Annotated in this window: 11 protein-coding genes; 6 read left to right on the top strand and 5 right to left on the bottom strand. The window is 55.6% G+C overall.

Features of this window, described 5'->3' with window-relative positions:
- Positions 1-63: 63 nt before the first annotated feature.
- Positions 64-1,137, bottom strand: a complete 1,074-nt coding sequence (locus SK62_RS12455; RefSeq protein WP_047719362.1) for an acyltransferase family protein — start codon at positions 1,135-1,137, stop codon at positions 64-66.
- 256 nt (positions 1,138-1,393) lie between these two features.
- Here SK62_RS12455 and lolC point away from each other — a divergent pair, with 256 nt between their 5' ends.
- The 5 genes from lolC to cobB are packed head-to-tail and all read left to right on the top strand — an operon-like array spanning position 1,394 to position 6,333.
- Positions 1,394-2,593, top strand: a complete 1,200-nt coding sequence (gene lolC, locus SK62_RS12450) for a lipoprotein-releasing ABC transporter permease subunit LolC (protein ID WP_017384712.1) — start codon at positions 1,394-1,396, stop codon at positions 2,591-2,593.
- Positions 2,586-3,287, top strand: coding sequence for a lipoprotein-releasing ABC transporter ATP-binding protein LolD (gene lolD / locus SK62_RS12445; RefSeq protein WP_015570809.1), 702 nt, complete (start codon positions 2,586-2,588; stop codon positions 3,285-3,287). Before lolC ends, lolD begins: the two co-directional genes overlap by 8 nt.
- Entirely contained in the window at positions 3,287-4,531 is a 1,245-nt protein-coding gene (gene lolE / locus SK62_RS12440; RefSeq protein ID WP_047719363.1) for a lipoprotein-releasing ABC transporter permease subunit LolE, read from the top strand. Before lolD ends, lolE begins: the two co-directional genes overlap by 1 nt.
- Before the next feature lie 54 nt (positions 4,532-4,585).
- A complete protein-coding gene (gene nagK / locus SK62_RS12435; protein WP_015570807.1) occupies positions 4,586-5,497 on the top strand; it encodes an N-acetylglucosamine kinase in 912 nt (303 codons plus the stop codon).
- A gap of 14 nt (positions 5,498-5,511) precedes the next feature.
- Entirely contained in the window at positions 5,512-6,333 is an 822-nt protein-coding gene (gene cobB, locus SK62_RS12430) for a Sir2 family NAD+-dependent deacetylase (RefSeq protein WP_006809226.1), read from the top strand.
- A gap of 34 nt (positions 6,334-6,367) precedes the next feature.
- Here cobB and potD read toward each other — a convergent pair whose 3' ends face one another.
- From potD to potA, 4 genes are read right to left on the bottom strand one after another with little or no spacing between them, the layout of a single operon-like run.
- Positions 6,368-7,402 carry a spermidine/putrescine ABC transporter substrate-binding protein PotD gene (gene potD / locus SK62_RS12425; RefSeq protein ID WP_047719364.1) on the bottom strand — a complete coding sequence of 345 codons (1,035 nt, stop codon included), beginning with the start codon at positions 7,400-7,402 and terminating at the stop codon, positions 6,368-6,370.
- Entirely contained in the window at positions 7,399-8,190 is a 792-nt protein-coding gene (gene potC / locus SK62_RS12420; protein ID WP_015570805.1) for a spermidine/putrescine ABC transporter permease PotC, read from the bottom strand. The genes potD and potC overlap by 4 nt, the downstream gene beginning before the upstream one ends.
- Positions 8,187-9,044, bottom strand: coding sequence for a spermidine/putrescine ABC transporter permease PotB (gene potB / locus SK62_RS12415; protein ID WP_017693625.1), 858 nt, complete (start codon positions 9,042-9,044; stop codon positions 8,187-8,189). The genes potC and potB overlap by 4 nt, the downstream gene beginning before the upstream one ends.
- Positions 9,028-10,176, bottom strand: coding sequence for a spermidine/putrescine ABC transporter ATP-binding protein PotA (potA, locus tag SK62_RS12410; RefSeq protein WP_162837914.1), 1,149 nt, complete (start codon positions 10,174-10,176; stop codon positions 9,028-9,030). Before potA ends, potB begins: the two co-directional genes overlap by 17 nt.
- Before the next feature lie 237 nt (positions 10,177-10,413).
- Here potA and pepT point away from each other — a divergent pair, with 237 nt between their 5' ends.
- On the top strand, positions 10,414-11,637 hold the full coding sequence (gene pepT, locus SK62_RS12400; protein ID WP_006809220.1) for a peptidase T: 1,224 nt from the start codon (positions 10,414-10,416) through the stop codon (positions 11,635-11,637).
- Positions 11,638-11,653: the final 16 nt, after the last annotated feature.

Raw genomic sequence — 11,653 nt, 5'->3', positions numbered from 1 at the left:
CCCATAGGGAGAGGGAGCCGTCTGTGCAGGCCTTATTTTGTAGCCCGTATGGGACAGGGTTAGTTAGCGGGTCGTGGGCACGGGCGAAAGCCGCGCGGGAGGGGAGAAGAAAAGATCGCCAAAGAGGGCGGTCGAGAGCTTACGTGCCCCCAGCCCAACCAGCGTGCAGACGAGCAGGCTGATAAACGGATAGACCAGAATCAGCGTTAACTCCGCCCAGATCGGCCAGTACGCCGCATTCATTTCGCGGATCAGGAGCAGGCTAAATGCCTCGATTAAAATGCGGTGGGTGGTATATATCGCGATGGTGTTTGAACCGATGACGTTCAGCAGATTATTGGGATGAACGGCATAACGCTGCTCGAAGCTGTAAAAGAGCTTCATGATAACCACGATTGACAGCAGAGAGAGCGGCAGAGGGACATTAGCGAACCACAGCACCACCGACACCGCACCAGAGGCGATGAGGATCAGCCAGCTGCGGCGCAAATTCATCCCTTTCATCCACGCCATCAACTGCGCGCCGTACCATGCGCCGAGGCTGTAGTAGACCATGTTGCGCACCACGCTGTTCATTCCCCACCACGGTAACGGCATGAAGTTGATGGCGATGCTTGCCAGCGCCAGAAGCCCCAGCATCGGCAGTTTCCAGCGGCTCAGCAGCTTACAGAGCGTAAAGTAGACCACTAAGGCGTACAAATACCATAGGCTGGTGCTGGCCGTGAGCATTCCCCGTACAAACCCTGAAACGGAATCGGCGTAGGCCGCATTGGATGCTGTCGCCAGCTCTCGCTCGGGGGCGAGCCAGGCATTCAGATGAGTCAGCGCCTGCCATTGCAGGACGCCCCACAGGGCCAAAACCCAGACAATGCTCCAGATCCGCTTGTCGAGACTGGTGCGCCAGTTCACCTCGTCAATATATCGACGGATCAAATAGCCGGAGATAAAGAAAAACACCGGCATACGGAACGGGGCAAGGTAAAGATTAAAGTAGACCCAGCATTTGGCGAGCAGGCCCGATAACGGATGCTGTAGCCCGTCCAGGTGAGGATAAAAGGTGATCACCGAGTGGTAAATCACCACCAGGCAGATGCACAGACCTTTTATCTGGTTAATCCATAATGCTTTTTGTTTCATTGTGCGTGACGACCTTGTTGCCATAAACGAAAGGACGATTGTTGTAAAATGAAACCCTGATGTAACGGGTAACAGTCTGTATCAGGACGATTTTCGGAAAAGGTGGAGGCTGTCTGGCGGAAGTTCAGTCAGTAGCATGATGATTTATCTGAATTTTTCGGAAAAATGATTACCGAATCTTACGGTTTCAGTCATTTACGCTTAGCGGATTCGCTTATATACTCGTGGGTCTGCTATCAGCAAACAGACGGATTTCATGTATCAACCTGTCGCACTCTTTATAGGCTTACGTTACATGCGTGGGCGCGCCGCGGACCGCTTCGGTCGCTTTGTCTCCTGGCTTTCGACTATTGGCATTACGCTTGGCGTGATGGCACTGGTGACGGTGCTTTCCGTCATGAACGGCTTCGAGCGCGAGCTGCAAAACAATATCCTGGGGCTGATGCCGCAGGCCGTTCTCTCTTCCACTCAGGGTTCCGTTAATCCGCAACAGCTGCCGGAAAGCGCGGTGAAGTTACAGGGTGTCACGCGCGTTGCGCCGCTCACGACGGGCGATGTGGTGCTGCAAAGCGCCCGTAGCGTGGCGGTCGGGGTAATGCTGGGTATCGATCCGGCGCAAAAAGATCCGCTGACGCCGTTCCTGGTCAATGTGAAACAAACCGACCTGGAAGCGGGTAAATACAACGTCATCCTCGGCGAGCAGCTTGCCGGGCAGCTCGGGGTCAACCGTGGCGATCAGCTGCGCGTGATGGTGCCGTCAGCCAGTCAGTTTACGCCGATGGGGCGTCTGCCAAGCCAGCGCCTGTTCAACGTGATTGGCACGTTTGCGGCGAACAGCGAAGTTGATGGTTACCAGATGCTGGTTAACATTCAGGACGCCTCGCGTCTGATGCGCTACCCGGCGGGAAATATCACCGGCTGGCGTCTGTGGCTTGATGCGCCGCTGAAGGTGGATACCCTTAGCCAGCAGACGCTACCGGAAGGGACGAAATGGCAGGACTGGCGCGACCGGAAGGGCGAACTGTTCCAGGCCGTGCGCATGGAGAAAAACATGATGGGGCTGCTGCTGAGCCTGATCGTGGCCGTTGCCGCGTTTAATATCATCACCTCGCTCGGGCTGATGGTGATGGAGAAGCAAGGCGAAGTCGCCATTCTGCAAACTCAGGGGCTGACTCCGCGCCAGATCATGGCGGTATTTATGGTCCAGGGCGCCAGCGCTGGCATCATCGGCGCGCTGCTCGGCGCGGCGCTGGGGGCGCTGCTCGCCAGCCAGCTCAACAATCTCATGCCGATTATCGGCGCGCTGCTTGATGGCGCGGCGCTGCCGGTGGCAATCGAGCCGCTCCAGGTGGTCGGTATTGCGCTGGCCGCGATGGCCATTGCGCTGCTTTCTACGCTTTATCCTTCCTGGCGGGCTGCCGCCACTCAACCCGCTGAGGCTTTACGTTATGAATAAGATCCTGTTGCAGTGCGACAACCTGTCCAAACGCTATCAGGAAGGCACTGTGCAGACCGACGTGTTGCACAATGTGAGTTTTAGCGTGGGCGAAGGCGAGATGATGGCGATTGTCGGTAGCTCTGGCTCCGGTAAAAGTACGTTGCTGCACCTGCTTGGCGGGCTGGACACGCCAACCGAAGGCGATGTGATCTTCTCCGGGCAACCGCTGAGTAAAATGTCGTCTACGGCGAAAGCCGAGCTGCGTAACCGCGAGCTGGGCTTTATCTATCAGTTCCACCATCTGCTGCCGGACTTTACGGCGCTGGAAAACGTCGCAATGCCGCTGCTGATTGGTAAAAAGAAACCTGCGGAAATTAATGCCCGCGCCAGCGACATGCTAAAAGCGGTAGGGCTGGGTCATCGCGGAAATCACCGTCCGTCTGAGCTTTCCGGCGGTGAGCGTCAGCGTGTGGCCATCGCCCGTGCGCTGGTCAACAACCCGCGCCTGGTGCTGGCGGACGAACCGACAGGTAACCTCGATGCGCGTAACGCAGACAGCATTTTCCAGCTTCTCGGCGAACTGAACGCCGCGCAGGGAACCGCGTTTCTGGTGGTCACCCACGATTTACAACTGGCTAAGCGGATGGGGCGTCAGCTGGAAATGCGCGACGGTCGTCTGAATGCTGAACTGACGCTGATGGGAGCGGAGTAATGGCTTCACCGTTATCGTTACTCATCGGGTTACGCTTTAGCCGCGGTCGTCGCCGGAGCGGGATGGTATCCCTTATCTCCGTGATCTCCACCATCGGTATCGCCCTGGGCGTGGCGGTGTTGATCGTGGGCTTAAGCGCCATGAACGGCTTTGAGCGTGAACTGAATAACCGCATTCTGGCCGTTGTCCCCCACGGTGAAATCGAGCCGGTTAACCAGCCGTGGTCCAGCTGGCGTGATGCCCTTAACAAAGTGGAAAAGGTGCCCGGCATTGCGGCGGCTGCACCTTACATCAACTTTACCGGGCTGGTAGAGAGCGGGTTAAACCTGCGCGCCATTCAGGTGAAAGGGGTAAATCCTCGTCAGGAAGAGCGTCTGAGCGCGCTGCCGCGCTATGTGCAAAATGGCGCATGGGCAAACTTTAAGGCTGGCGAGCAGCAGATCATCATGGGCAAAGGCGTTGCCGATGCGCTGAAGGTGAAGCAGGGCGACTGGGTCTCGATCATGATCCCGAACGCCAGCGCTGATCACAAATTGCAGCAGCCTAAGCGCGTACGTCTGCACGTCACCGGTATTTTGCAGCTGAGCGGCCAGCTCGACCACAGCTTCGCGATGGTGCCGCTGGAAGATGCGCGCCAGTATCTGGATATGAGCGACAGCGTGACGGGCATTGCCATTAAGGTTAACGACGTCTTCAACGCCAATAAACTGGTGCGTGACGCTGGCAGCGTGACCAATAACTATGTCTACATCAAAAGCTGGATCGGCACTTACGGGTATATGTACCGTGATATCCAGATGATCCGCGCGATTATGTATCTGGCGATGGTGCTGGTGATCGGGGTGGCGTGTTTTAATATCGTCTCGACGCTGGTCATGGCCGTTAAGGATAAGAGCGGCGACATCGCCGTGCTGCGTACCTTAGGGGCGAAAGACGGTCTTATTCGCGCCATCTTCGTTTGGTACGGTTTGCTGGCGGGGCTGTTTGGCAGCCTCTGCGGCGTGGCGATCGGCGTGGTGGTTTCCCTTCAGCTGACGCCGATTATCAACGGAATTGAAGCGCTTATTGGCCATCAGTTCCTGTCAGGCGATATCTATTTTATTGACTTCCTGCCGTCTGAACTGCACTGGCTGGACGTTATTTATGTGCTGGTTACAGCACTTTTACTGAGTCTGCTGGCAAGCTGGTATCCGGCGCGTCGCGCAAGCCGAATTGATCCGGCGAGGGTATTAAGTGGCCAGTAATTTCGTCATGGTTTAGCGGTCTTTTGGCCGCTGAATCAAACAGAGGAATGCATCATGTATTACGGATTTGATATTGGCGGCACCAAGATTGCGCTCGGCGTGTTCGATAAAGACCTTAAGCTACAATGGGAAACCCGCGTACCCACGCCGCGCGAAAGCTACGATGAATTTTTAACCGCCATTGCCGCGCTGGTGGCGCAAGCGGATGAACGCTTTGGCGTCATAGGCAGCGTCGGCATTGGTATTCCGGGTATGCCCGAAACCGACGATGGCACGCTGTATGCCGCCAACGTTCCTGCCGCCAGCGGCAAACCGCTGCGTGCCGATCTCTCTGCTCTCCTTGAGCGCGACGTGCGCTTAGACAACGATGCCAACTGTTTTGCTCTCTCAGAGGCCTGGGACGACGAGTTTCGTCGCTATCCGCTGGTGATGGGTTTGATTCTCGGAACCGGTGTGGGGGGAGGGATAGTCATTAACGGTAAGCCCATTACCGGGCGCAGCTACATTACCGGCGAATTTGGTCATATCCGTCTGCCGGTGGATGCGCTGGATGTTGTCGGACGTGATTTCCCGTTGATCCGCTGCGGTTGTGGTCAGCACGGCTGTATTGAGAGTTACCTTTCAGGCCGTGGGTTTGCATGGCTTTATGAACACTTCTATCATCAGAAACATGACGCCCCCCAAATCATTACCCTGTGGGAACAAGGGGATGCGCAGGCGCGAGAGCACGTTGAACGCTATCTCGACCTGCTGGCCGTGTGCCTGGGGAATATCCTGACCATCGTCGACCCGGATCTGCTGGTGATCGGGGGAGGGCTGTCAAATTTCACTGCGATTACGGAACAGTTGTCCGGGCGTCTGCCCCGACATTTATTGCCGGTCGCCCGCGTGCCGCGCATTGAACGCGCGCGACACGGGGACGCAGGAGGCATGCGCGGAGCCGCATTCCTTCATCTCACCGATTAGTTTACGAGGTTATTATGCTGTCGCGTCGCCAGGGTCGACTCAGCCGTTTTCGCAAAAATAAACGCCGCTTACGTGAACGCCTGCGTCAGCGGATCTTTTTCAGAGACAGGATGATGCCAGAAGCGATGGATAAACCCAGAGTGGTGGTGTTGACCGGGGCGGGGATCTCCGCCGAATCCGGTATTCAGACCTTCCGCGCGGCGGACGGACTGTGGGAAGAACACCGAGTTGAAGATGTGGCGACGCCGGAAGGTTTCGCCCGCGACCCGGCGCTGGTACAGGCGTTCTACAACGCCCGCCGTCGCCAGCTTCAGCAGCCGGAGATTGCGCCGAATGCGGCGCACCTGGCGCTGGCAAAGCTGGAGGAAGCGCTGGGGGATCGTTTTCTGCTGGTCACGCAGAACATCGACAATCTTCACGAAAGGGCCGGAAACCACAACATCATTCACATGCACGGCGAACTGCTCAAGGTGCGGTGCGCATGGAGTGGTCAGGTGCTGGACTGGAAAGAGGACGTGCTGGACGAAGACCGCTGCCACTGCTGTCAGTTCCCTTCGCGTCTGCGTCCGCATGTGGTCTGGTTTGGCGAAATGCCGCTGGGAATGGATGAGATCTACAGCGCCCTGGCTATGGCGGACGTCTTTATCGCCATTGGTACCTCAGGACATGTCTATCCGGCGGCAGGATTTGTTCACGAAGCGCGACTGCAAGGTGCCCATACGGTGGAGCTTAATCTGGAGCCAAGCCAGGTTGGGAGCGAGTTTGAAGAGAAACATTACGGTCTGGCGAGCGAGGTGGTGCCAGCCTTTGTGGATAAACTCCTGAAGGGGCTGTAAGAGTAACGGGCGACATTGCGTCGCCCGTTATGCATTAACGGCCTGCTTTTAGCTTCTGATAATACTCTTCATACAGGCGGCTCGCGTCACCGACGTCGTTCTGCCATTCCCCTTTGCTGATGGTTTCAGCGTCCGGATAAAGCGATTTATCATTTGCCACTTCAGGGCTGAGCAGCTTCCGCGCGGCCAGGTTTGGCGTCGGGTAGCCGATGGTTTCCGCCACCTCTTTTGCCACATCCGGGCGCAGCAGGAAATTGATCAGCTTCAGGGCGCCCTCGACGTTTTTCGCATTCGCCGGGATCGCGAGGCTGTCCATCCAGAAGATGCCGCCCTCCTTCGGCCAGACCACCTCCAGCGGCGTCCCGGCCTGACGCGCCACAAACGCAGAGCCGTTCCAGACCATACCCAGATTCACTTCACCTTCCATATACGGGTTAGCCGGGTTATCCGAGTTGAACGACGCCACGTTTGGCATCAGCTTTTTCAGTTCGTTATACGCCGCTTCGATCTCTTTCGGATCGGTGGTGTTACCGGAATAGCCGAGTTTACGCAGCGCAACCTGGAACACTTCGCGCGCATCGTCGGTTAACAGCAGGCTGCTTTTGTATTCCGGCTTCCACAGGTCAGCCCAGGATGAAACCGTTTTTGGATCAATGGCATCGCTGTTGACGCCAATTGCCGTCGCGCCCCAGATGTACGGAATGGAGTAGTCGTTGTTCGGGTCGAACGGCTTGTTTAGCATCTCAGGATCGAGGTTTGAAAAATTGGTTAGCTTCGTTTTGTCGATCTTCTGGATCATGCCTTCTTTGCGCATCTTGTCGACGAAATAGGTCGACGGCACCACCAGGTCATACGCGCCATCTTTATAGGTTTTGAGCTTGGCGTACATGGTTTCATTCGACTCGTAGGTCGAATAGATCACCTTGATGCCCGTCTCTTTGGTGAACTGCTCCAGCAGGCCCGGCGGCACATACTCGGTCCAGTTGTAGAAATAGAGCGTTTTGCTGTCATCAGCATGCGCGGCGCCCATTCCGAGCACCAGTGCCGCAGCGGCAAGCATTTTTTTCATTTCTGTGTCCCCTGAGATTTTGTTTTATCACGAGCAATAACCTGGCTGGCAATTACCAGAACCAGCGATAACACCAACAGAATAGTCGCCAGCGCGTTCACTTCGGGTGAAACACCGACTTTAACCATTGAGTAGATCTTCAACGGCAGAATTTCATAGCTCGGCCCGGTGACGAAGGAGGACACGACCACGTCGTCCATCGACAGGGTAAAGCTGAGCAGCCATCCTGCTGCCACGGCGGGCATCGCCAGCGGCAGAATGATTTTGCGCAGAATGGTCATCTCGCTCGCACCCAGATCTTTCGCCGCTTCCAGCATGCGTACGTCGAACCCTTTCAGACGCGCGTAGACGGTTACCACCACAAACGGCAGACAGAAGGTGATATGCGAGAACAGCAGCGACCAGAAACCGAGCTGGACGCCCAGCAGCATAAACAGCACCAGCAGTGAAATGGCCATCACGATATCCGGGGACATCATCACCACAAACAGCATGCCACTGACGAACGGCTTACCGCGAAAACGGTAGCGGTACAGCGCCACGGCGGTCAGCGAGCCAATCAGCGTCGCGAAGGTGGCAGAGAATACCGCCATCGTCAGCGAGTGCTGAGCGGCCTGTAGCAGGCTGTCATTGTTCATCAGCAGGCCATACCATTTGGTGGTAAACCCTTGCCAGTTGATCCCGAAGCGTGAGCTGTTAAAAGAGTTCACGATCAAAATGATTATCGGAATATAGAGATACGCATAAATGGCGGTCATAAAACCGCCGCGAAGCAGTCGACCGATCATTCCAGCTCCACCTTCTTATTCAGCAGGCGTGATGCACGCCAGTAAACCAGCAGCATCAGCCCCATCACCACCGTCAGCGTTATGCTGGTGGCCGAGCCGAACGGCCAGTCGCGGATATTCAGGAACTGGCTCTTAATCACGTTACCGATCAGCAGGTTTTTCGCCCCGCCCATCAGGTCCGATACGTAGAACAGGCCCATCGCAGGCAGCATGACCAGCAGACAGCCGGCGATAATACCCGGCATGGTCAGCGGAATAATGATGCGGACAAAGGTTTGTAACTTACTGGCGCCCAGGTCTTTCGCCGCTTCCAGCAGCGGTTTATCGAGCTTTTCAATGCTGGAGTAGAGCGGCATCACCATAAACGGCAGCAGGATATAGACCAGGCCGACAATCACCGCGCCCGGGGTGAACATGATGCGGATCGGCGTCTCGATCACCCCCAGCCACAGCAGAAACTCGTTCAGATAACCTTTGGTGCTGAGGAAGATTTTCAGCCCGTAGATGCGGATTAACGAGTTGGTCCAGAAGGGTACAATCAGTAAAAACAGCAGCAGCGGCCGTACTTTTTGCGGCAGGCGGGCCAGGAACCAGGCGAATGGATACCCCAGCACCAGACAGGCGAGGGTAGCAATCAGCGCCATATTGAGCGAGTGCAGCAGCACGTCAAAATAGAGCGGATCGAGCAGGCGCGCGTAGTTGTCCAGCGTAAAGACCATCGCGACGAAGTTCGCGTCGTCGCGGGTCAGGAAGCTGGTTACGATGATCATCAGGTTGGGTAGAAAGACAAACAACACAAGCCAACCGACGATCGTGGCAATCACCACATTCTGGAACTTACTTGTGTTCTTCATCAGCCAGTACAACCTCCCAGCTTTCTACCCAGTTGATGACCATTTTCTGATCCAGCGAGTGGTCGAAGTCCGGATCGTCCTCGTTAAAGAACTCGCTGACCATCACCATTTTGCCGTTTTCCAGTTCCACAACGGATTCGAGGGTCATCCCTTTGTAGTTGCGTTCGCGAACGTAACCGATCAGACCTTCGACGTCAGCCGTGTCGTGGATCTCATCAACGCGGAGATCTTCCGGGCGCAGCAGGACGTTGAGCTTTTGCCCCTTCTCGACGGCAAAGTTGACGGTAATATTGCATTCGCGGCCTTCCACGTTCGCGCGAACGCGCTGCTCGTCCAGACGCTCGATCACCGTGGCGTTAAAGATATTGATTTCGCCAATAAAGCTGGCGACGAACAGGTTTTTCGGCTCTTCGTAAATTTCACGCGGGGTGCCATCCTGCTCAATCTTGCCGTCGCGCATCACCACGATACGGTCTGACATGGTCAGGGCTTCTTCCTGATCGTGCGTGACAAACACGAACGTGATGCCGAGCTTACGCTGAAGCGCTTTCAGCTCGTTCTGCATCTGCTTGCGCAGCTTGTAGTCCAGCGCGGAGAGGGATTCATCCAGCAGGAGCAGGCGAGGTTTGTTGACCACGGCGCGGGCAATGGCCACACGCTGCTGCTGACCACCGGAAAGTTGATGCGGCTTGCGCTGGGCGAACGCCTCCAGCTGTACCATGCGCAGGGCTTCGGTAACCCGAGGTGGGATCTCGCTGGCCGGTGTTTTTTGCATCCGCAGGCCAAACGCCACGTTCTCAAACACGGTCATGTGCGGGAACAGGGCATAGCTCTGAAAGACGGTATTGACGTGGCGATCTTCGGCTGGAACCTGGGTTATGTCCTGGTTCTCAAGATGGATATGGCCGTTATCGACGCTTTCCAGCCCGGCGATAAGGCGCAGGACGGTGGTTTTGCCGCAGCCGGAGGGGCCGAGCAGCGTGAGAAACTCACCGTCATTGATGGTCAGATTAAGGTCGGAAATGACATCTTTGCCATCGAAACTTTTACGAATTCGTTCCAGTTGCACCAGCGGTGAAAGGGAACGGGGTTGTGTATTCAATTTTCGCGCTGTCCCATATAGACGCCTCAGGCAGCAGACTGAAGCGGGGTTTGTGTGTAACCACCTTGGTGACTCGTAATGAGGGCGGACATTCTACGGCAAACCCATTGAATCGCCAATCCTTCTCACTTATTCATAAGCTACATTTATTAACGCACAACGATATAAACGTAAAAAGTTCTCGTTTGCGGGATAAAAGTGACCTGACGCAATATTTGCGTTTTGCTGCTTAATGATAATGTTGTCACAAAAAGTGAGGGTGACTGCATGGATAAACTACTTGAGCGTTTCTTACATTACGTTTCGCTGGATACCCAATCTAAGCCGGGGGTCCGACAGGTGCCAAGCACCGAAGGCCAGTGGAAGCTGCTAAATCTGCTGAAAGAGCAGCTGGAGGCCATGGGGCTGGTTGATGTCACGCTCAGCGAAAAAGGGACCGTGATGGGAACGCTGCCGGCGAATATTGACGGCGATATCCCGGCAATTGGCTTTATTTCTCATGTCGATACCTCACCTGATTTTAGCGGTAAACACGTAAACCCGCAGATTGTTGAAAACTATCGCGGCGGTGATATTGCGCTGGGCATTGGCGACGAAGTGCTGTCGCCGGTGATGTTCCCGGTACTGCATCAGCTGCTGGGGCAGACGTTAATCACCACTGACGGCAAAACCTTGCTGGGGGCCGATGACAAAGCGGGCATCGCCGAGATCATGACGGCGCTGGCGGTGCTGAAGGGCAAAAATATCCCACATGGCGATATCCGCGTGGCCTTCACGCCGGATGAAGAGGTTGGAAAAGGCGCAAAACACTTTGACGTTGAGGCGTTTAACGCGCAGTGGGCCTACACCGTCGACGGTGGCGGCGTGGGTGAACTGGAGTATGAAAACTTTAACGCGGCATCGGTAACGATCAAAATCGTCGGGAATAACGTGCACCCGGGGTCTGCGAAAGGGGTGATGGTGAATGCGCTGTCGCTGGCTGCGCGTATTCATGCGGAAGTGCCCGCCGAAGAGAGCCCGGAGATGACGGAAGGGTATGAGGGTTTTTATCATCTGACCAGCATCAAGGGGACCGTGGACAGCGCGCAGATGCACTATATTGTCCGCGATTTCGACCGCAAAGCCTTTGAAGCACGCAAACGTAAGATGATGGAGATCGCGAAAAAGGTCGGCAAGGGGCTACATCCGGATTGCTATATTGAACTCATCATCGAAGACAGCTATTACAATATGCGCGATAAGGTGATGGAGCATCCGCATATTCTTGATATCGCCCAGCAGGCGATGCGCGATTGTGACATCGAGCCGGTGATGAAACCGATCCGTGGCGGTACCGATGGTTCACAGCTGTCGTTTATGGGCCTGCCGTGCCCGAACCTGTTTACCGGTGGATATAACTACCACGGCAAGCATGAGTTCGTGACGCTGGAAGGGATGGAGAAAGCGGTGCAGGTGATCGTGCGGATAGCGGAGTTAACCGCGAAGCGGTAATGTTTTATGCCGGGTG

The organism is Enterobacter sp. BIDMC109 (genome assembly GCF_001037885.1).
In the GTDB taxonomy this organism is placed as follows: Bacteria; Pseudomonadota; Gammaproteobacteria; order Enterobacterales; family Enterobacteriaceae; genus Enterobacter; species Enterobacter hormaechei_C.
This window is presented reverse-complemented; position numbering and strand designations above follow the sequence as displayed.